The sequence below is a fragment of the Ruegeria sp. H6 genome (genome assembly GCF_056532975.1).
The window spans coordinates 197,344-218,538 of sequence record NZ_JBQFOA010000003.1; the positions used below are offsets into that span (position 1 = coordinate 197,344).

Consider the following 21,195-nt stretch of genomic DNA (forward strand, 5'->3'; position numbering starts at 1 on the left):
GGCGGCGCGTTTGCATCAACACGCCGCCATGGCCGCCTTTAGCGGGCCCCAATTCTGCGGACACCGCCATCAAATGTAGGAAGGGTCATGATGAATGGGTCGGTTGGATAGCAGATGGCCTGTTCTTCCAGCATTCCTATCGCAATCTCTTCGCCCATCCGCAGGCTGTCGTAGTAGTCGGTGAAATAGTGGACGCCGCCCATGTTCCGACCGATCGAGATGTTGGCCGCAAGCTTGTTCAACTCGCCCTCAAGGGTCAGGAAATCACCCGAGGTGGACGGCACCAGGCTGTCACCAAGGCTGCCCGCCGCGTCGTTAGGCGTGTATGCCAAGGGCAAATCACCGGGTTGACGACGATCAAAGGTTTCGGTGCTTCCACGACGTACGAATGCAGAACTGGTGTCAAAGAACGCTTTCAACACAGTGACACAGGCACCCGCAACGGTCGCATGACCCGCGCCATAGGCCGGGTGCATGGGCGAGCCTTCTTGGAAGGCCATCGGCAGCAGGCTGGTTCCCGAAGCATTGATGGCCTGAATCTCGGCTACCGTGGGAGCAATCGATGCGGCCAGCGCCTGAAAGGCTTCGGCTGCATGCGGAAATTCGTTGATCATGTCCGGGTCGGCGGCATATTCGATCCGACCGGCCAAAGCCTCGGGCCGCAGGCGCATGTGAACGTTGTATTTCTGATACCGAACGGCTTTGAGCGCGCGGGTTGCGACTTCGGTCACCAGGGTCAGGATATGGGGCCCGCCATAGAGCGCAAAGCCAGCGGCCTGCGGGTTCAGGCCCGCATGAACGTTGTTGGGCTGCAACTGGAACGGCCCGCGACCGCCCGAAAGCTGGTCGAATGCAGGATCAAACGGTGCACCCATGCTCAGCAGGATCAGACACGCGTTCAGGTAAGCCTGATAAAGGGCATCATCATGCACATAGGTGGCAAGGTCACGTGGTGTGGTAATGAATCGCCGCGGCGCGTTGGTGAACAAGGTGTTATTGTCGCGCACATTTCCACCGCGTTGAACCTCTAACCAGTCGCTGCGCGTGGTCATCCAGTTCTGGGTGTCTGCGACGGCCACACGCTGATCAATCGTGTGTGCGCCAAAGGCGATCTGGCCGCTGGATACGCTGTCGGTCCCATTTCCGGCACGCAAATCCGCGTTGCCGATCAGCATGAACTGGGACAAATAGGGTCCGACCTCAACACCCGGTGCCGATCCGCGGAACACCGTCTGTTCGGTCAAGTCTCTGGTTGCCGGGTCGACCTTGCGGGGCCTGCCGCTGCCGTTGGTTGGATCATAGGCAAGGGCGTTCAGGCGGCTGATACTGCCTTGAACGGTTGCATTTCCGCCGCCCTGTTCCAGGGCCGTGAAGGGCTCGTCGCGAATGATGGCCAACTCGTAGACCTCGGCCATTTCATAGGCCAGCTCATCGGACCCAAGCGCCGGGGCAGGGGCCATGGTCACCGCCTGCGGGTCGGGTCCTTCAAGGTCATAGCTGACGCCTGCGGTCGGCGCCTCCCACTGACGGCGGGCAAAAGGTTGCATGCTTGGGCCACCAACAGCGACCGGAACACTGGTGCTGAAGGCATCGATAAAGCCTTCGTCAATGGCCCTGCGAAAGGCCTCAAAATCCTGTGGGTCCGCGATCAGCCCGTGACGGGACCGATGCGGCAGCCCCTTGGTAAAGCTCATGGCGTAGTTTGCCGATGACCACCTTTGTTCGTCCCCGTTGGCCAGGTGTTCAGGGTGTACCCGATCCTTCGCCATTTCAGCAGCTTGCAGACGGACTTCGTACGCAGAGTTACGACGGTTGATTGCCATTTTTGGCACTCCTAATAAGTTGTAATAAAAATGAGCGTGCAAAATAAACAGCACAAACGAGAGTTTACCATCGTTTTGCTTAGACAATATGATCTAATTCACGCAAAAGCGGAGCACGCGCGGTTTTTTGCCAATCCACGTTGAATCAAGGGCGAAATGCCCATCGAAGCAGGCGTCAACACAAGGGCCGTCCTGTCAGTTTCGGTCACACCCCAAGATGGCTAGAACGGCAATCCCACGTAATTCTCTGCCAGGTCTTTCCGGGCGGTTTCGGATTGTGACAAATGCCTCAGCGTTGCTTTGCGCATCTGCGCCGCAAAACTGTCTTCGCCATCAAACCGGTGCAGCATGGTGGTCATCTGCCAGCTGAACCGCATGGCTTTCCAGATACGGTCAAGAGCGCGACCCGAGTAGCGGTCGATCCCGGTATCATCGCCCCGTTTGATGGCATCTATCAATGCGAGATGCAGATAATGCACGTCCGACACCGCAAGGTTGAGGCCCTTCGCCCCGGTCGGTGGCACGATATGCGCCGCGTCGCCGACCAGAAACAAACGGCCCCAGCGCAAAGGCTCGCTGACAAAGGACCTCAGCGGTGCGATGGATTTTTCAATCGATGGCCCCATTTCCATCCCTTGGGCTATGGGCTGTGGCAGGCAGCTTTGCAGCTTGTCCCAGAACCGCTGATCGCTCCAGTCTTCGACCTTGTCGGTCAGGGGAACCTGCACGTAGTACCGGCTGAGGCTTGCGCTGCGCATAGAGGCCAGCGCAAATCCGTTGGTGGAGTTGGCATAGATCAACTCATTATTCGCGGGCTTTGTTTGGGACAGGACGCCAAGCCAGCCAAAAGGATAGGCGCGTTCAAAGGCGCGGCGTTTGTCCCGCGAGATCGTCTCGCGGCTGACGCCGTGGAAGCCGTCACATCCGGCGACATAAGCGCAGCTAAGGGATTTGCTTTGACCATGCCAGGTGAAATGCACTCGCGGGTCCGTCGTATCAGCCCCTTCGATCACGACATCCGACACGTCATGCAAGATTGTCGTACCCATGGCGTCTTGAGCTGCATAAAGGTCCGCGGTCACTTCGGTCTGGCCGTAAACCATCACCGATTTTCCCGTCAGCTCCTGAAAGTTGATGCGCACCATCAGGTCATCGTCGGTCAGATAACAACCCGCATGGGCAATGCCGTCGCGGTCCATGCGATCAGCAACGCCAGCCTCGCGCAGCATGTCGACGGTGCCGTTCTCTAATACGCCAGCACGAATGCGGGACAGAACATGCGCGCGCGCGCTGCGTTCCAGGATAACCGTCTCAATCCCCGCCTTGTTAAGCAGTTGCGACAACAACAATCCCGACGGGCCACCTCCGATAATTGCCACTTGTGTCTGCATGAATTCTGTTCGCTCTGTCATGGTCTTGACGAAGCTAAAGGAGAACAAGATATTTGATCCACTTTAATTTGCGAATGTTCACTATTCACAATGGAAATAAACTTTCGCTCTCTCGACCTGAACCTGTTGCGGGTTTTTCTGGCGGTTTGGACATGTGGTTCGATCTCTGGCGCGGCGGATCAACTGGGCCTGAGTCAGCCTGCAACAAGCAACGCGTTGGCGCGGTTGCGCCGCGCCACTGGCGATCAGCTATTCACCCGCACGAAACAAGGGATGGTGCCCACAGCCTTTGCGTTGCAGGTGCTGCCCGTGGTGGAACATCATTTCAATGGGCTTTTGAACAGCCTTGAAGGTCACGGTACGTTTGAACCGGCCCAAAGCGCGCGTCGCTTCAACCTGTCGTTGTCCGGGGTTGGAGAGTTGGTGTTTTTGCCGCGTCTCCTGCAGCGGCTATTGGCGACCGCGCCCGGGGTCGGGCTTTGCAATCTGGCGACACCCAGCGAAGAAATGCAGCAAGGGCTGGCCCGCGGCAGCCTTGACCTTGCGCTCGGCCTGCTGGACGTCAAAGGACCCGGTTTGCAAAGTCATGATCTGTTTCGCGACCGCTACGTGGCGGTCGCAGGGCGCGGTCTTGCGACGGACCCCGCGTCCATCGACGACCTGAGGCAACAGCGGATTGCGCTTTCGGTTCCAGGCGGCAGCTATGCACAGGACATGGACAAGCTGATCCCAAAATACGGACTTGCGGAAAACGTCCAAGTCCGTTTGGCGCATTTTGATGCGCTGGTCCCGGTGTTGACCGAGTTCCCGTTTGTCTCGTTCCTGCCCGCTTTGTTTACCAAACAGCTTCAAGCGTCCGCTGGCATTCGTATACTGCCTGTGGCGATTGAAGAGGATATTCAGTCCGCCGTGCGACTGGTCTGGCATAATCGGACGGGAACAGACCCGGCCTGTACGTGGTTGCGCAAGTTGATCATAGATGAATTTGCACAATCCTGATCGATGGGAGTGACAGCTTAATGGCGAAGAAAACGGTTCTGGGTATTGCGGCAACGACCGCAGCTTTGGCCATGTCAGCGTCGATTGCTTTGGCAGATGCAAGCTGGGACTGTCTTGCGCCCGCCTTGTCCGATGAGTTGACGCGCAAGTTGACCTTTCAGGATGAGCTGGCGGCGTTGATCGGTGCGGAACGCCCCGAGTTCACTGATATCGCCAATGTCGCAGCAGCCGCGACCAAGGAGAACTTTCAAATACGTCTTGAGCGGATCACCTGGCTTTGGGCCGTGGATCCGGGCAGGTTTGCCTCTGCCAATGACATCTGGGTGTTGGATTGGCGCGACGAGGATATGGCGGCTTGGCTTGCCGAAAACTCGGAAAATGCGGCCACGGAAGAACGGCTTTTGTCTTTGAATGACCAACTGGCCGAGCATCCTCAACTCGGTTCCTTGCGCGAATTTCTGGCAAGCCATCAAGGTCAAAACCCGTTTCTCGAGCTGTTCACGACATTTGGTCAGGACATCTCGGCAGACCGGGAAATCGTGGCATCCTGCTTTGAAAACTAGGCGTCTGCCCATGAATGCGCGGCGGGCGTACCAGTAGGGCTGAAGCGCGCGTAACCCCATCGTCGAATGTCGCCGGAATTGGCCGTTTGGGAAACAATCCAAATTTTTTCGTTGCCGAAACCGGTTTCGGAACTGAAAACAGACAGCATGAATACGAACTCTGAGCATAAAAAGCGCGAATCGGTGCGCCCGCATGTCCCCGGGGCGGGTCGTGTAAAGCTCAATGAGTTGGCCGATCATCTTGGGCTGTCCAAAAGCACTGTGTCCCGTGCTTTGAACGGGTATTCCGATATCTCCGACAGCACCCGCAAACGGGTTGAGCGTACCGCCCAGAAGATGGGGTATCGTCCCCTGAGCCATGCACAGGCAATCCGTACGGGGCGGGTGCGCGCCATTGCCATGGTCTTAAACAGTGACGAGCCGGATCGGCATAATCCGTTTTTGCAGGACTTTCTGGCTGGCGCTTGCGAAGCAGCAAGTGCGCTGGATTGGACAATGACCATTTCGACTGCAAAATCCGGCAAGGATGTGCTTGATGTTCTGGGTCGACTGGTTGCCGAACGCAAAGCCGATGGATTTATCCTACCCCGGACCGAAGTTGACGACGCGCGGGTTGGGTATCTCAGCGATCTGAAGGTGCCGTTTATCCTTTACGGTCGCACGGGATACGGACAATCGCAGCCGCAGGACGAGATTTCGTGGTTTGACATTTCCGGCGAAACCGCGACGCGGGATGCGGTCGGACGTCTCGCAGGTCTGGGCCATACGCGTATCGGCTATGTCGGCAGTGACCCGAAATTCAATTACAGCCACCTGCGCCGCGATGGTTATCTGGAAGGGCTGCGTGCAGCGGGCCTGGAACGGGATCCTGATCTGATCCGCGATGGCGCACGTACCAGAGATGAGGGTGCGGTCGAAGCGCGGGCTCTTTTGCGCCTGGAGCGACCGCCGACTGCCATTGTTTTTGCCACCGATCTTGCGGCGTTGGGCTTTTATTCTGTGGCGGTCGAACTGGGCCTGGAGGTCGGGTGCGACGTTTCGGTCATCGGATATGACGGCATACCCGAATGCCAGTACGTCCACCCCGGCCTTACAACCTTTAGTGTTGATTCCCAGAATGCTGGCAAACGCCTTGCCACTTTGCTGATCCGCCAGATCCGCGGGGACGCACCATCCAGCCTACGCGAAATCAGCGACGCGGTTCTGATTGAACGCGCGTCTGACGGGCCACCAGTTTTGTCCAGTGAGGAGCTGGCCGAAAAAATAAATCGATCGTAACCGGGGAGGAAACCGACGATGAAACGCATACCAAATACTGCCAGATTGATGCTGGGAACTTCTTTGGCACTGGTTCTGACCGTAACCGCTTCTTATGCGGATACGATCCGCTTTTGGACGACCGAGGAACAGCCCGAGCGTCTTGCCAAGCAACAGGAAATGGCGGATCAATTCAAAGCTGAAACCGGCACCACGGTCGAAGTGATCCCGGTAACCGAAACCGATCTGGGCACACGCGCCACCGCAGCCTTTGCCGCCGGCGACCTGCCGGATGTGGTCTATCACCCGCTGCAATACGCCCTGCCCTGGGCCGAGGCTGGTATTCTGGATACCGAAGCCGCGACCGAAGTGATCGAAGAGCTGGGCGCCGATACCTTTGCCCCGGGCGCTTTGGGAATGGCCGCCTTCAACGGCGAAACCGCGTCGGTTCCCGTGGATGGCTGGACCCAGATGGTCGTCTATCGCAAGGACCTGTTCGATGAGGCCGGGCTGGACGCGCCGAACACCTATGCCAACGTTCTGGCGGCACTGGACAAGCTGCACAATCCACCGGAAATGTACGGTTTCGTTGCCGCCACCAAAGTTGACGAGAACTTCATGAGCCAGGTTCTGGAGCACGTGTTCCTTGCCAACGGCGTCAGCCCGGTGGGCCCGGACGGGTTCCAACCGCTGGACGAAGCCAAAACCACCGAGGTGCTGGATTTCTACAAAGCGATCTCCAAAGCGTCCCCTCCGGGTGAGCTGTTCTGGAAGCAGTCGCGTGAGTTGTATTTCGATGGCAAGGCCGCGATGATCATTTGGTCGCCGTTCATTCTGGACGAACTGGCCGGCCTGCGCGACAGCGCCCCGCCAACCATCAACGACGACCCGACCTCGCGTGATCTGGCGGGCAAGACGGGGATCGTGACGACCTTCTCCGGCCCGTCCAATCCCGACGGAGCGGCCTGGGGTGACGTTCGGTATTTCGGCATCACCAACGATGCGGATACCGATGCGGCGATGGAGTTCGTCAAATTCGCGATGGATGACGGCTATACCCAGACGTTGGCAATCGCGCCTGAAGGCAAGTTCCCGGTGCGGCGTGGCAATGCGGACAACCCGACCGCCTTTTCCGAAGCCTGGGCAGAATTGCCGGTTGGGGTGGACCGGAAAGCACCGCTGGGTGAGCTGTATGAACAGGCGATGATCGACGAAATCGTTGCCGGTCTGGATGCGGCGCAACGCTGGGGTGTGTCCGAAGGTCAACTGGCGCTTGCGTCCAAGATGATCAACGGTCAGGCCATCAACCGGGTTGTGCGACAGTATATCGATGATGAAATCGATGCGGCCGCAGCGGTTGCAGCCATGAATGAAGAGCTGGCGAAAGTTCAGTAACCTTCTGTTCAACCCGGCACCTGCAGCGGCACACGTGTCGCTGCACCCAACCTTCTGAGGTTTCTCATGTCTTCGGCCATCCCTCCGACCGGGACCGGAGCGTTAGCCAAACGCGAAGCGCGTCTGGCCTGGACGCTGCTGGCCCCCACGGTGATCAGTGTGTCGCTTGTGGTGATCCTACCGCTGCTGGCGATCTTCTGGATCAGCTTCAAGCCCTTTACCTTGTCCGACCTGCGCCCACCCGCGCCTGTCGTGCGCGAAAGTCTGCGTGGATCGGGTGATGATCTGCGGATCGAATACCGGGTCCGCAATTCAAGCCAGGAAATAGCTGTCACGGGCGTTACTCTGACGGACCTTCTTCCTGAAGGTGTGACCGCAGCCGGGGTCGAGGCACCTTGTGTGCTGGATGGCCAGAACTTGTTTTGCGATTTTGGCACCTTGGAAGGGGGACAACGCGAACGTATTCGTATTCCTGTTTCGGTGGACGGAGATCCCGACGCCTTTGAGGACGCCATCGAAGGGTCCGAACCGGATTTGACCGGGGCCGGGCCAAGTGTTTTGACCAATTTCGAATTCAGCCTGGAAAACTATGCCCGTGTCTTTGACGGGTCCGAATTCTGGGGCGTTCTGTGGGTGACCTTGTTCTATACCGTGTTCGGCACCATTGGCGCGTTGGTCATGGGGTTGTTTGCCGCCTTGTTGCTGAACAAAAGCTTCCGGGGGCAGGGGTTCATCCGAGGGCTTTATCTTTTCCCCTATGTCGCCCCGGTCATTGCGGTGGCGTTCACGTGGGTAACGCTGTTTGATCCCTTCTCTGGCTCTGCCAATGCGCTTTTGGTGCAGATGGGCCTCAGCAACGAGCCGATCAATTTCTTTGGCGAACGCCCACTGGCGCTGATCATGGTGACGGTATTTGAAATCTGGCGCTATTTCCCGCTGTCATTCCTGTTCATTCTGGCGCGGATGCAATCCATCGACAGCAGCATGTATGAGGCTGCGGATATGGATGGTGCATCTCCGTTCCAGAAGTTCTGGCTGCTGAGTATACCGCAACTGCTGGGCATCCTGTCGGTGCTGTTCCTGCTGCGCTTTATCTGGACCTTCAACAAGTTCGACGACATCTTCCTGCTGACCGGTGGCAATGCCGGCACCCGCACGCTCACTGTGAATGTCTATGAACAGGCCTTTGCGATCTCAAACATCGGGGCAGGGGCGGCGGTGGCCGTGGTCATCCTGCTGTGCCTGATCACGTTCAGCTTTTTCTTCTTCCGCTTCATCAGCCGAGAGGAGGGTTTGTGATGCGCAATGGGTTTGTAACAGGCCCGGTTCTGGGTGCGCTTTGGCTGGTGGTGATTGCAACCACCGTCGCAATCACAATGTCCTTTTCGACGGGTGCCGCCTTTCGGCCTCAGGTTCTGTTGGGCCTTGTTTGGGGCGCGGCAGCCGGATTGGTCTATGTCCGCTTTCCTGACAGGCACGCTCCGGCCCGGCTGGTGGTGTCCGCGCTGTTGGGATTGTCCTGCCTGACGGTACTTGGCCCGGTTCTCATCGGTTCCGAAACATCTGTGCTGGCGACAGCCACTACCGTGCTGGGTCTGGCCATCGTCATGCATCTGTCGATGGCGGCTATCCTAACGGACACCCCGTTTGGTACGCTCACCCGGCACGAGTTCGAAGATGCGGTGATCCGGTTCTGCACCGGCTTCGGTTACATCTTCTTTACCGCGATCGTGGTTATCCCGTTCTACGTCATGGTCATGACCAGCCTGAAATCGCAGCAGGCGTTGCTACAGAACCCTCTGGATTTCTCGCTGGATCTGGACCAGGGAATGGCGCTGTTCCGCAGCTATACCGAGCTGTTTCGGGATTTCAATTTCGGCACCTATCTCTGGACGTCGCTTTATGTCTCGGTGCTGACCGTGTTCATCACGCTGCTGTTCAGCGTGCCGGGCGCCTATGCCGTAGCACGGTTCCGGTTCAAAGGGCAAAAGGCCTTCTCGCGGTCGATCCTGTTGATCTACATGGTGCCGATGATCGTACTGGCACTGCCGATCTATATCGCGTTTTCGCTGACCGGGCTGCGCAACTCGATCCTCGGCATCGTGATGATCTATCCAGTGACCACGATCCCTGTCGCATTGTACATGCTACAAGGTTATTTCCGAGGTCTGCCGACCGAGGTGGAAGAGGCCGGTCTGATGGATGGTCTGTCGCGGTTGGCTGTGATCTGGAAGATCACCTTGCCACTCAGCCTGCCGGCGCTTGCCTCGGTGTCGCTTTATGTCTTCATGATCGCCTGGAACGAATTCCTTCTGGCTTTCATGCTGCTGGATGATCCTTCGAAATTCACCCTGACCCGAGGGGTCACGATGTTGAACTCGTCTGAAATTCCCCGTCAGCACCTGATGGCCGGTGCGGTAATCGCAACCGTTCCGATCATGGCGCTGTTCCTGGGGCTCGAACGCTTCATGACCAAGGGCCTGACTGCGGGGTCCGTCAAAGGATGACACACATGAACCAACATACAAATCCCGATCGAGAGGCGCGCAATATCCTGATCGCCAATGACCGCGGCGGATACACAATCCCGACCGAGGGGCTCTATCCTTATCAATGGAACTGGGACAGCGCGATTGCCGCCCTTGGCTTTGCCGAGTTCGACATTGACCGCGCCTGGGTCGAGCTTGAGACTTTGTTCTCGGGCCAATGGGACGACGGCATGATGCCCCATATTCTGTTCCACAAAAACGATGACGGCTATTTTCCCGGTCCGGATGTCTGGGGGGGCCATGGGCCCATTCCTTCGTCTGGAATTATCCAACCACCGGTCGCGGCCACCGTCGCCCGCAAGATCTGGGAAAACGATCCAACCTTGGGCGAACCGCGGATGCGCGCCTTGTTTCCCGGGTTGCTTGCCTGGCACCGCTGGATCATGAAGTGGCGGCTGGACGATCAGGGGGCTGTCTGCACGACCCATCCGTGGGAGGCCGGTCGCGACAACGCACCAGACTGGGACAGCGCCATGGAAGGCGTGGATCCTTCGGGCGTCGGTGAGTACCAGCGCCGGGACACAGGCCACGTTAACAGCGCCGACCGGCCAACCAAGTACGACTATGACCGCTACATCAAGCTGGTCCAGATCGGCAGCGGAGTGCATTGGGATCAACAGAAACTGCTGACCCTTAATCCGTTCCGGGTCGCTGATCCCACCATGACCTTCATCACCCTGCGCGCGGCGCGGGACTTGTTGCATGTGGCTGAGCAGCTCGACATCTCGGCCGGGGGACTAAGCGATGACATTCTCACGCTGGAACGTGGGGCGCAGTCCCTTTGGAACTCTGATCTGGGATCCTTCGATTCGCGCGATGCCCATTCCGGCGCATGGGCCGAGAGTGTGTCGAACGCATCTTACCTGTGTTGGTATGCCGGTCTGCAATCCGAGCCTATGCTCACTCGTCTTCAATCCGCTTTGGAGGCCGTTCCCTATCCGGTTCCAAGCTATGATCCGGCGATGCCGAAGTTTGATCAGCGCCGATATTGGCGGGGCCCAACCTGGGGCTTCATGAATATGCTCATCGGCTTTGGGCTGGATGACATGGGGCACGGGGTTGAGGCGGAGGCGTTGCGGCAAAGAACAGCGCAGCTGATCGCAGCCAGTGGCTTTGCCGAATATTATGATCCGCTGACCGGCAGCCCCGCCGGTGGCAATTCATTCACATGGACAGCAGCCGTCTGGCTTCATTGGGCAGGGAGGGGCTAATGGGTAGCATCGAACTAAAGTCCGTCGAAAAATGGTTCGGCTCGGCACAGGTCATCAAGGGTGTCGACCTCAAGATCGAAGAGGGCGAGTTCATCGTCTTTGTCGGTCCCTCGGGCTGCGGGAAATCCACTCTGCTGCGCATGATTGGCGGGCTCGAAGATATCTCTCGCGGGTCCTTGCTGATCAATGACAGCGATGTCACCGACCATCCGCCCTCAAAGCGTGGGTTGACGATGGTATTCCAGTCCTACGCGCTTTACCCGCATTTGACGGTTGCCGAGAATATGGGTTTTTCGCTCAAGGTTGCCGGTGTTCCGAAGGCCGAAATCAGCGAACAGGTTGGTAAAGCCGCCGAGGTTCTCAAGCTGGGTCCATATTTGGAACGGCGGCCCAAGGACCTGTCCGGCGGGCAACGTCAGCGGGTGGCCATTGGCCGGTCCATCGTACGGGACCCGACTGCGTTTTTGTTTGACGAGCCCTTGTCGAACCTTGATGCGGCCCTGCGGGTCGAGATGCGGTACGAGATTGCAAAGCTGCACCAGAACCTCAAACGCACGATGATCTACGTGACCCACGATCAGGTCGAAGCGATGACGCTGGCCGACAGGATCGTGGTTTTGGAATATGGAACCATTGCGCAGGTGGGGACTCCTCGCGAGCTTTATGAACACCCGGCGAACCTGTTTGTCGCTCAGTTCATTGGCAGCCCGAAAATGAACATCTTGCCCTGCACGACTGAAGGCGGACGTTATACGTTGGAAAATGGCGGCAGCGGTGATTTTGCATTGTCATCCGACGCCACCAAACTGGGAATTCGCCCCGAACATATCGGTGTGGTCGAGGCCGGTGGCGGCCAAACAGATGGCGTCATCGAAGTGATCGAATATCTGGGCGCTGATACGTTCCTGATCGTCGACTGTGGTGCGGAAGATAAGGTCACCGTCAGGCTCAACGGTGATACGGACCTGCAACCGGGCGAAAAGATCGGGCTGCAGTTCCCGCAGGACATGCTGCACTTCTTTGACGCGTCCGGTCAGGCCCTGGACAGGGGCAAATAGGAAAATCGACGCGCTGCCGCTTTGTCACAGCGCGTCGAACAGTCGTCCTTGTGCATTGTCGTGGCGAGGCAATTTCAACGCACGCATCAGGCAAAACACCATTGCCTGGTTGGAGGTCACAACCGGCTTGCCCAACCGCGCCTCGATCCGCTCGATCGCTTCCACCGCGCGCATGTCGGTGCAACTCAGCACGATGGCTTGTGCGTCCGGGTGATCGGCCCGACAGGCCAGATCGTAGACCTCGACAGGTGTCAGTTCACCCTGTCCGTAGTTCCCCAGCGCCCGCCCGATATCGGCACATTGAACTGTTTCGATACCGTTGGCCGAAAGGAAGTCGAGGGCCTGAGTGTTGACCTCGCCCAGGTAAGGTGAGGCAAAGCCCACTTTGTGTGCCCCCAGCGCTTTGATTGCCATGATCAATGACCCGGCAGCGGTCAAGGAAATCGTCCCTGACGCGGATTTGATCTGTTGCGCTAGGTCGGCGTCAAAAGCTGGGCCGTGGGTCAGCGTTGCAGAGGTACAGCCATAAAGCACAATATCCGGCCTGACCCCGTTGATCATTCGCAAGTCGTGTGAAATGTCCGACGCCCCCAACCCGGCCATCTGGTCCGAGCCGGGGATTTCATCGACGTCGTATCCCCCCAATCGCTGGAAATGAACGGTCGTGCCGGGTGGGCGCAGCAGTTCCATATCAGGCTCTAGATTGGTATTGGTGAAAGGCACCAGAACCCCGATCTTGGCGGTTGTACGGCTCTCGGTCATTTCAAGGCTTCCTTCATCGCGTCGTGGGCCTTTTGCATGATATCCGGCGTGCAGACCGTTGCGCGCAGACAGTTTGCCAGGCCATAGCCGCCCATCCCGCGCATCAACAGGTTGTTGGTGCGCAGGGCGGTGTCAATTCGTTGGGCTTGAGCCTCGGATTCAAAGCGGATCAGCACGAAATTTGTGTGACTTTGCGGCACCCGCAGCCCCATGTCGCGGCAGCCCTGGGCGAACCGGTCGCGAACGCGCGCTGTTCGCGCGACCACATCCTTCATATGGTCCTGATCGCGCATCGCCGCCGCAGCGGCTGCCTGCGATGCTGTGGAAATGTTATTGGGGTTGAGCAGCTTGCGCATCTCCGTCGCAATCTCTGCAGGAAAATAGCCCCATCCCGCCCGCGCTCCGGCCAAACCAAAAGCTTTGGAGAATGTCCGCGTAATCACCGTGTCACCGCGATCAACCAGTCGGAATATTTCGGCGGGATCATGTGCGCTGTCAGCAAACTCGGCATAGGCCTGATCAATGACCAGCAGCACGTCTTTCGGCAGGCTTTGGCGCAGGCGAGTAATCTCGGCATTCGGGATCAGGGTTCCGGTGGGGTTGCCGGGGTTGCAGACAAAGACGACCCGCGTGGCGCCGGTCACCGCGGCCAACAGGGCATCGACTGAAACGGTCAGATCGACCTCGGGTGCCGCGACATAATCTGCCCGCGCTTGTGCTGTTGCGGAGGCGACAAAGGCATAGCCAAATTGCGTACCCAACACCTGATCACCCGGTCCCGCATAGGCGCAGATCAGGCAGCCGATGAGCTCCATTGACCCTGCGCCGCATAGAATACGACCCGCTTCAAGACCATGGATTTCCGAGATCGCAGCACGCATTTCAGGCCATTCGGGGTCAGGATAAAGCGGCATGTCCGCCATCGCTTTCCGGCCGGCGGCAATCGCGGCAGGACTGGCAGGAAAGGCGCTTTCGTTTTGGGCGAGCGAAATCGTTTGTGCACCGCCCAGATCGGCCAGCGCATAAGCTGCCATCTCGGCAACATGAGCGACAGGTTTGATCATGTGTCACCTCTGTAAAGTTTCGCACCCTGATCGCTGACCAGACCTTGCCTGAGGTCCTGCGCCAAGGCTGCGGGGTCGCGGGCGGCAGGATCGCCGAACCCGCCACCGCCGGGCGTATCAAAGATCAGGTGGTCGCCGGGCTCGACCCGCAGTTCGCCTTTGCCGGGTATGTCGGCCCTACCATCGCGCATCCGAATGCGACCGGGTGCGCCGGGTTTGCCGCCCATTCGGCCAAGGGCAGGGAATTTCAGTCGCTCAACCGACAGAAAAACCAGAAACGGTGCCGCATTCGCCGCGCTCATTTCGATCCGCTGTCCCAAGCCGCCGCGAAACTGCCCGGCACCGCCCGAGTCGGGCCTGAGTTCACGCCGCCAGACCGTCACGGGGGCCACGCTTTCGGTGATCTCGACCTGGCTGCCGAATACACCCGACGGAAAGGCCGTTGCCGACAATCCGTCGGCTGTTGGCCGCGCGCCCGTGCCGCCATTGTGAACCAGTTCCACAGCAAATTCGCGCCCGCCATCGCGGGCCACTTCGGGTGCGTGTCGCATGGGCAGGTCGAACATGCAGCTTGCACCCTCGGCGGGCACCCGGTCCGGCACCGCCTGATGCAAGCACCCCAGAACCAGATCAGGTGTCACCTGACCCAGAGTATGCCGCATCGCCACCGGCACCGGGCGTGGCGCGTTCAGGATGCAGCCTTCTGGCCCATCCACGGTGATTGGCTCCAGCGATCCGGCATTGTTGGGAATGTCGGGGCCGACAATGCAGCGCAGCGCAAAGACGGTGTAGGCCGTTGCGTAGTTCAGGGGCACGTTGATGCCTTTGCGCGAGCATCCGGATGTGCCGCTGAAATCCACATGCATTCCGGACTTTGCGACAGTTAGCGTCGCGTGCAGTTCAAGCTCGGCCTCATAGCCATCCATCTTCAGCATATTGCGATAGACGCCTTCAGGGATATCGGCGATGGCCTGCAATGTACCGCGGCGTGAGGTGTCGATGATATAGGTCCCGATCTCCTCAAGATCGTCGAGGCCGAACTCGTTCATCATCGAAAGCAAACGCTCCGTGCCAGCCTCACAGCAGGCGATCAGCGCATAGATGTCGCCTTCATTTGCAACCGGTTCGCGGCTATTAGCGCGGATGATATCCAGCAACAGCGCATTTGGCGCTCCGGCTTCGACCAGTTTGCAGGGGGGGATCAGCAACCCCTCATCGAAGATATCCGACCCTTCGGGCCCCATGCCCAAGCCACCCAAATCGACCAGATGCGACGTGCAGGAGGTAAAGCCCACAACCCTGCCATTCCGGAAGGCAGGCATCATCAGGAGAAAGTCGTTCAGATGCCCAGAAGCCAACCACGGATCATTGGTCATGTAGATGTCACCAGGCTGCATATCCTGCACCGGAAAGGCGGCACGCAGGTGCTGAACCGCTTTGGCCATCGTGTTGATGTGCCCCGGCGTACCGGTGACGGCCTGCGCCAGCATACGCCCCTGGGCATCAAAAATCCCGGCGGAAATGTCCCCGCATTCCCTAACAATCGGGCTAAAGGCCGCGCGGATCAGAGTTTGACCTTGTTCTTCGACTACGGCCAACAGACGGTTCCACATCACCTGCAACCGTGCGGCAGAGTTTTTCGTGGCTGTCATCACAGCCCTCCTTTCTGGTCCTGAACCAGTACGAGGTTACCAATGGCATCCACATGAGCCGAGAAATCCGCTGAAACCAGCGTGGTTGTTTGCGGCTCATAAATCAGCGCTGGTCCGTGTAGGTGATCCCCGGGGCGCAGATCAGATCGGGCGACAAAACCCGCCTGTTTTGTTGCGCCATCCAAATCGCAGGTAATTGAGCGCGTATCCGACGCAGTGATCGATCTTTGGTCTGGTGTACTAGCCAGAGTTGGCACCACTTGTTCGAAGGTCGCCACACGAACAGCCCAATTGAGGATTTCAATTTTCATCCCGGGCACGGGGCGCGAAAACTGTTTTTGGTATTCCCGCTCGAATGCTTCGGTCAGCGGCGCAATATCACAGGATGTAAGGGCCCGGTCAGGTAAGGGGATTTCGATCTCGTGCCCTTGCCCGTGATAGCGCATGAACGCGACACGCCGGGTCTCGGTCGGTGCATTACCCGCCCCCTGTGCAACGACATCCGCCGCCTCTGAGATCATGGTGATGAAAAGGTCATTGACCGCCTCAAGGTCAAGATCGTCCAGCATGGAATAGCGTGAGCGCACGATCTCGAACGACACTGGCGCAAACAGGAAACCCACCGCAGACCCGACACCGGGATTGGGAGGGATCAGGATGCGCGTGACACCGGCGGATCGTGCCACACGGCTGGCGTGCAAGGGTCCGTTCCCACCAAACGCAATCATGGTGCGTTGTCCAAGGTCCTTGCCGGATTCCACCGCATGCATCCGGCCTGCGCTGGCCATGCTTTCATCCACGATGCGGCTGACCCCGTCGGCTGCCCCTGTGGCGTCGGTGTTCAGCGCAAGTCCCACCTTTTCCTGCAATGCGTGCCGCGCGCCGTTGGGATCAAGCGGGATATGCCCCTCGGCAAAGGTGCCTGGGTCGATATAGCCCAAGGCGATGTCGCTGTCTGTCACTGTTGGCTCGGTTCCGCCGCGCCCAAAGGCCACGGGGCCGGGCTGGGATCCGGCGGATTTTGGCCCGACAGTCAGCCGCCCCAACCGGTCGACCCCTGCGATCGAACCGCCGCCCGCCCCGATCTCGATCATCCCGATCACCGGAATGCGTACCGGCATCCCTGATCCTTTGATGAACCGAGCGGCACGCGCGATTTCGAACTGCCGCGATGTTTGTGGACGGGCATTGTCGATCAGGCAAAGCTTGGCGGTTGTGCCACCCACGTCAAAAGACAATACCTGATCCAACCCGGCTTGCGCTGCGATGCGCGCGGCCAGAATGGCACCGCCTGCAGGCCCTGATTCCACCAGACGGATCGGAAACCGGGCGGCGGTCTCGACCGTGCACATGCCGCCCCCTGCTGTCATCATCAGGATGGGGCAGGCTACCCCTTGGGCACTGAACTGCTTAGCGAAACGGCGCAAGTAGGACTGCATCAATGGCTGGATATAAGCGTTGGCGACCGTGGTGCAGAGGCGGTCGAATTCCCGCGCTTCGGGGCTGACATCGGATGAGATCGAGACCGTCAGACCCGGGCGCCTTTGGGCCAATACATCGCGTAATCGTCGTTCATGCGCTGGATTTGCATAGGCATGCAGCAAGCAGATTGCGACCGCCTCGGCACCGCTGGCGTCGATCTCGGCCAACAGCGCCTCAATCGCTGTGTCCTCAAGTTTGATCAGAACGTCGCCATGGACGGACATGCGTTCCCGAACGGTCAGGGCACGCTCACGCGGAACCGGGAAGTCGGGTTTTTCCAGATTTATGTCATATTGCGCATATCGCCGCTCATACGCGATTTCCAGGATGTCGCGGAACCCTTCGGTGGTGATTGTCACGACAACAGCCCCGCGCCGTTCAATCAGTGCATTTGTGGCCAGCGTCGTGCCGTGGATAAAGCCGGTCACGTCCTGCAACTGGCAACCGGTTTGCTGCATCACGCGCTGCGCGCCTTCCATGGCGCCGTCGGCGGGGTTGTCATGGGTCGTCAGTGTCTTTGTCGACGCCAGAATGGTCTCCTTGCCAGAGACCAGAACCGTGTCCGTGAAGGTGCCGCCAATGTCGATGGCCAGACGCAAGGCTTGAGATGTCATGAACGTGTCCGATTTGTCCGGGATTGCGTGAGAAACCAGCAGGGCCAAAGGCCCGATGGATCACTGTATGATCACCAGATCACAGCCGGTTGCACGGCGGTCCATTGGATTTGGAACACAAGTCATGAGAGTAGTGTGACCGGCCCAAACTGCGCGGGCAAGCCTGTTTGCGACATTTTGCTGCCGACTCGGCTATGGCGTTGGTGCCGGACCAAGGGAGCCACGCCATGATATGCGGACATCCAGTTCCGTGTCTTCTGACTGGGTCAGACCGAGGTCACCGTTCCTCATCCCGATCAGCATCGATGCAGCGATATGGCCCATCTTGCGATGCGGCACATGGACCGTGGTTAATCCGGGGGACAATATCTGTGCGATTTCGATATCATCGAACCCGGTGATCGAGATGTCCTGCGGAACCCGCAACCCCTTTTCACGCGCGCGCATCAACGCACCCGCTGCCAGAACATCGTTGCCGCACAAGACCGCAGTCGGGGGATCATCTGTATCAAGCAGGGCTTCGAACGCTGCCGCACCGTTTGAAATCGAATAGGGTGTTTCAAGGATAGGCACAGATTTGGGGTCCAGGCCATGTTCCGACATAGCGTCGAGAACGCCCTGACACCGATCCCGGGCCCGGTCATTGCCCGCCCGGTGGGCAGAAATTACCGCCAGATTTCGGTGCCCCAATCGAAGGACTTCGGTCGTCAGGGCCCGCATGGCCTTGCGGTTGTCGAAACCGACAGATGTGCGGCCGGTGCCTTCGCCCAGCGACCAGGCGATGACGTGCGGTATGTGCATATTGTCCAACATCGCATAACTCTGCGGTGTTCGGTCGTGGCCGATCAGCAAAAGGGCATCCGCACCGCGTGCGATCAGGGCCCTGATCTGCTTTTCTTCCAATTCTGGGCTGTAGGACGAACTGGAAACCAGCAGAGTAATGCCGTTCTTTTCAAGCTCTTCCTGAAATGCCTGTAAACCCCGTGCAAAGATGGCGTTTTCCATCGTCGGGATGATCGCCCCGAAGGTATCGGTCCGCTTGCTGGCCAGGGCGCGACCGCCAAAATTCGGGGCATATCCCAGATGATTAACAGCCTCCATCACCTGATTGCGAGTTGCTTCGCTGACCCGCGACGGGTCATTCAGGCAGCGCGAAACCGTCGCCGTGGACACCTTGGCCAGTTGAGCCACATCCTCCAGCGTCGGAGGGGTGCCGGGCTGTGCGCTGCGTCTTTTTCTGGGCGTCTTCTTCAGCACTGATGTCGTCCGGCTTTGTTGTCGATCAGGTAACCATGTTGCCGTCTACCTCTAGCAAACAACAATCACGGGTACAAATGTAAGCGCTTGCATGAAACTATGTAAGCGCTTACATTTGTTCCGAATCAAATAAGATGGGAGGGACAAATGTATCTGGGCACAGCGATTGTTTTGTTCTTGGTCTACGTTGCGAATGTGGCAATCGGCGCGTTCGACGGTTCCCCCTTTCTTGGTGACATCGGTGAGATGGTGACGCTGTTCGCGGCATCCATCGCATTTGTTGTCGCAGTTCTGCGCCGGGAGGAGGCAGCAAAGAAGACCGACTAACCAAAAATCGTGTCGTTTAGGGAGGAAGACATGGACCGTGAAAAAATGGGATTGGCCTCGGAGGAGCGGCGCAATTTCCTGAAACTGGCAAGCACCGGCAGTTTCACAGCCGCAGTTGTCGCAGGGGCAGGGGGATTGCTTTGGTCAAGCGAAGCAGCCGCGCAAACCGCCAAGGAAGAAAAAGACCGAGAGGCAGCCGCAGATCACGTGATGACCCTGGCCACAGCCTATGTTCTGGGCGCGTCGCGCAGCTATCCGATCATGCAGCTGGACCTGAAGGAAAACATCCAGAACGCCACCAACGGCAAGGTCTATGTCAAACTCGCACCTGGCGGACAGCTGGGCGCTGGCGGAGCACTTGCTCAGGCGGTGCAGACCGGCACGATCCAATGCGCGCAGCACTCGCTGTCGAACTTCGCGCCGTTTGCAAGCGCGGTTGACCTGATCAACATGCCGTATTTCTGCGGCTCCAATCAGCGTTTTACCAACCTTGTTGGGTCGGATGCCTGGAAAGCCGAAGTGCATCCAAAGATCGAAGCCTCAGGCTTCAAGGCGCTGTTCTACGTCGTCATCGACCCCCGCGTTGTGGCTGTGCGCAAGGGCGGCAACAAGGTGCTTACGCCTGCCGATCTGGACGGCGTGAAATTCCGCGTTCCCGGTTCGAAGATGTTGCAGCAATATTACCGCATGGTTGGCGCAAACCCGACGCCTGTCGCCTGGGGTGAGACCCCCTCGGCCATCAAGCAGGGCGTTGCAGATGCGCTTGACCCGTCGGTTGGCGCGCTCTTTGTGTTTGGCTTCAAGGACATCCTCAGCCACGTGACGTTTACACAGGCTGTTCCGGACAGTCAGGTCTATTCGATGAATCTGGAATGGTTCAATTCCCTGCCTGCCGATGTGCAGGAAGGTATCGAATGGGCAGGCGAGATGACCACTGACCAGAACCTGGCCAAAGTGCCGTCGGCGCGTACCTACGCGATGGCAGAGCTGGCCAAGGCAGGTGTCGAATTCCACAGCTTGTCGGATGACCAATTGGCCGAATGGCAGGCTGCCGGTGGCTATCAGCTGCCCGATTGGGATGAGTTCAAGGTCGAGCTTGCAGGTTCGATGGACAACTTTGCCAAGCTGGAAGAGGCCGCCGGAACCATGGGCCGCCACTACGTCCACGACGCCTAAAGCACGACACAAGGGCGGCGTTCGCGCCGCCCCTCCGTCCTTTTTGGAAAATACGGACCGCCGGGTGCTGAAACGCGTCCGACAGACGGGAGAGTTACATGTCGCGGATACTTCGACTTCTCGACCAGAACGCCGAGCGCTGGCTGTTGCTGGTGTTTTATACAATGCTGGTTGCGACCATGTTCATCGAGGTTCTGCGCCGCGAAGTGCTGGCCTATTCCTCGATCTGGGGCGAAGAGATCGTCCGCTATTCTTTCATATACCTGGCCTGGATCGGTGCCGCTGCCGCTGTGCGTGAACGCGGGCACATCCGCATTGATGTGATCATGCAATATGTCGGCTGGCGCACCAAGGCTGTCCTCTACATCTTCGGCGACCTCATCATGTTCGCGGTCGCGTTGGTAGCGTTCTATTGGTCGCTTGAGACGGTTCTGGTCTCGGCAAAGTTTGGATCGGTTACCCATGGTCTGCGGATCAGCCAGGTCTGGTTCCTGTCTGCCGTTCCAATTGGGTTTGGTCTGGTCATCGTCAGGCTGATCCAATCCTTCATCCGCGATTTCAACGATCTTCGTAACGGACGCCCCGTCTACGAAGGCGACAAGCTGTTCGATTGAG

At 58.5% G+C, this 21,195-nt stretch carries 18 protein-coding genes; 11 read left to right on the top strand and 7 right to left on the bottom strand.

The features are described 5' to 3' along the window. Positions 1–38 precede the first annotated feature (38 nt). Together ACR0AG_RS08770 and pobA are read right to left on the bottom strand one after the other, a co-directional pair. Entirely contained in the window at positions 39–1,823 is a 1,785-nt protein-coding gene (locus tag ACR0AG_RS08770; RefSeq protein WP_480837916.1) for a vanadium-dependent haloperoxidase, read from the bottom strand. A gap of 221 nt (positions 1,824–2,044) precedes the next feature. Beyond that, on the bottom strand, positions 2,045–3,214 hold the full coding sequence (gene pobA, locus ACR0AG_RS08775; protein WP_480838151.1) for a 4-hydroxybenzoate 3-monooxygenase: 1,170 nt from the start codon (positions 3,212–3,214) through the stop codon (positions 2,045–2,047). 90 nt (positions 3,215–3,304) lie between these two features. Between pobA and ACR0AG_RS08780 the strand changes: the two genes are divergently transcribed. The 8 genes from ACR0AG_RS08780 to ACR0AG_RS08815 all read left to right on the top strand — a co-directional run bounded on the left by ACR0AG_RS08780 (position 3,305) and on the right by ACR0AG_RS08815 (position 12,246). After that, complete coding sequence (locus ACR0AG_RS08780; protein ID WP_480837917.1) at positions 3,305–4,213, top strand: LysR family transcriptional regulator; 909 nt, start codon at positions 3,305–3,307, stop codon at positions 4,211–4,213. A 20-nt stretch (positions 4,214–4,233) separates the two neighbouring features. Further along, positions 4,234–4,776, top strand: coding sequence for a hypothetical protein (locus ACR0AG_RS08785; protein WP_480837918.1), 543 nt, complete (start codon positions 4,234–4,236; stop codon positions 4,774–4,776). 147 nt (positions 4,777–4,923) lie between these two features. After that, positions 4,924–6,054: a LacI family DNA-binding transcriptional regulator gene (locus tag ACR0AG_RS08790; RefSeq protein WP_480837919.1), complete on the top strand. Its 1,131-nt coding sequence runs from the start codon at positions 4,924–4,926 to the stop codon at positions 6,052–6,054. A gap of 48 nt (positions 6,055–6,102) precedes the next feature. Beyond that, positions 6,103–7,428 (top strand): ABC transporter substrate-binding protein, encoded by a 1,326-nt coding sequence (locus ACR0AG_RS08795; RefSeq protein ID WP_480838153.1) that lies wholly within the window; start codon positions 6,103–6,105, stop codon positions 7,426–7,428. A 66-nt stretch (positions 7,429–7,494) separates the two neighbouring features. After that, the gene (locus ACR0AG_RS08800; RefSeq protein WP_480837920.1) at positions 7,495–8,727 is read left to right on the top strand and encodes a carbohydrate ABC transporter permease; all 1,233 of its coding nucleotides are present in this window, start codon (positions 7,495–7,497) and stop codon (positions 8,725–8,727) included. Further along, positions 8,727–9,935, top strand: a complete 1,209-nt coding sequence (locus tag ACR0AG_RS08805; protein ID WP_480837921.1) for a carbohydrate ABC transporter permease — start codon at positions 8,727–8,729, stop codon at positions 9,933–9,935. Before ACR0AG_RS08800 ends, ACR0AG_RS08805 begins: the two co-directional genes overlap by 1 nt. A gap of 5 nt (positions 9,936–9,940) precedes the next feature. Continuing rightward, positions 9,941–11,188: an MGH1-like glycoside hydrolase domain-containing protein gene (locus tag ACR0AG_RS08810; RefSeq protein ID WP_480837922.1), complete on the top strand. Its 1,248-nt coding sequence runs from the start codon at positions 9,941–9,943 to the stop codon at positions 11,186–11,188. Beyond that, positions 11,188–12,246 carry an ABC transporter ATP-binding protein gene (locus ACR0AG_RS08815; RefSeq protein WP_480837923.1) on the top strand — a complete coding sequence of 353 codons (1,059 nt, stop codon included), beginning with the start codon at positions 11,188–11,190 and terminating at the stop codon, positions 12,244–12,246. The genes ACR0AG_RS08810 and ACR0AG_RS08815 overlap by 1 nt, the downstream gene beginning before the upstream one ends. A 24-nt stretch (positions 12,247–12,270) precedes the next feature. On the opposite strand, the gene ACR0AG_RS08820 is transcribed toward ACR0AG_RS08815, so the two are convergent. The 5 genes from ACR0AG_RS08820 to ACR0AG_RS08840 form a co-directional block, all read right to left on the bottom strand. Continuing rightward, positions 12,271–13,008: a maleate cis-trans isomerase family protein gene (locus ACR0AG_RS08820; protein WP_480837924.1), complete on the bottom strand. Its 738-nt coding sequence runs from the start codon at positions 13,006–13,008 to the stop codon at positions 12,271–12,273. Continuing rightward, entirely contained in the window at positions 13,005–14,072 is a 1,068-nt protein-coding gene (locus tag ACR0AG_RS08825; RefSeq protein WP_480837925.1) for a pyridoxal phosphate-dependent aminotransferase, read from the bottom strand. Before ACR0AG_RS08825 ends, ACR0AG_RS08820 begins: the two co-directional genes overlap by 4 nt. Further along, positions 14,069–15,724 carry a hydantoinase B/oxoprolinase family protein gene (locus ACR0AG_RS08830; protein ID WP_480837926.1) on the bottom strand — a complete coding sequence of 552 codons (1,656 nt, stop codon included), beginning with the start codon at positions 15,722–15,724 and terminating at the stop codon, positions 14,069–14,071. Before ACR0AG_RS08830 ends, ACR0AG_RS08825 begins: the two co-directional genes overlap by 4 nt. After that, positions 15,724–17,820 (bottom strand): hydantoinase/oxoprolinase family protein, encoded by a 2,097-nt coding sequence (locus ACR0AG_RS08835; RefSeq protein ID WP_480837927.1) that lies wholly within the window; start codon positions 17,818–17,820, stop codon positions 15,724–15,726. Before ACR0AG_RS08835 ends, ACR0AG_RS08830 begins: the two co-directional genes overlap by 1 nt. Before the next feature lie 192 nt (positions 17,821–18,012). After that, positions 18,013–19,077, bottom strand: coding sequence for a LacI family DNA-binding transcriptional regulator (locus tag ACR0AG_RS08840; RefSeq protein ID WP_480837928.1), 1,065 nt, complete (start codon positions 19,075–19,077; stop codon positions 18,013–18,015). Between the two features lie 147 nt (positions 19,078–19,224). On the opposite strand from ACR0AG_RS08840, the gene ACR0AG_RS08845 reads away from it, so the two are divergent. The 3 genes from ACR0AG_RS08845 (at position 19,225) to ACR0AG_RS08855 (ending at position 21,194) form a co-directional block, all read left to right on the top strand. Continuing rightward, positions 19,225–19,404: a hypothetical protein gene (locus ACR0AG_RS08845; protein WP_480837929.1), complete on the top strand. Its 180-nt coding sequence runs from the start codon at positions 19,225–19,227 to the stop codon at positions 19,402–19,404. Positions 19,405–19,434: 30 nt separating this feature from the next. After that, positions 19,435–20,580 carry a TRAP transporter substrate-binding protein gene (locus ACR0AG_RS08850; protein ID WP_480837930.1) on the top strand — a complete coding sequence of 382 codons (1,146 nt, stop codon included), beginning with the start codon at positions 19,435–19,437 and terminating at the stop codon, positions 20,578–20,580. A gap of 98 nt (positions 20,581–20,678) precedes the next feature. Then, positions 20,679–21,194, top strand: coding sequence for a TRAP transporter small permease (locus ACR0AG_RS08855; protein WP_480837931.1), 516 nt, complete (start codon positions 20,679–20,681; stop codon positions 21,192–21,194). Position 21,195 lies beyond the last annotated feature (1 nt).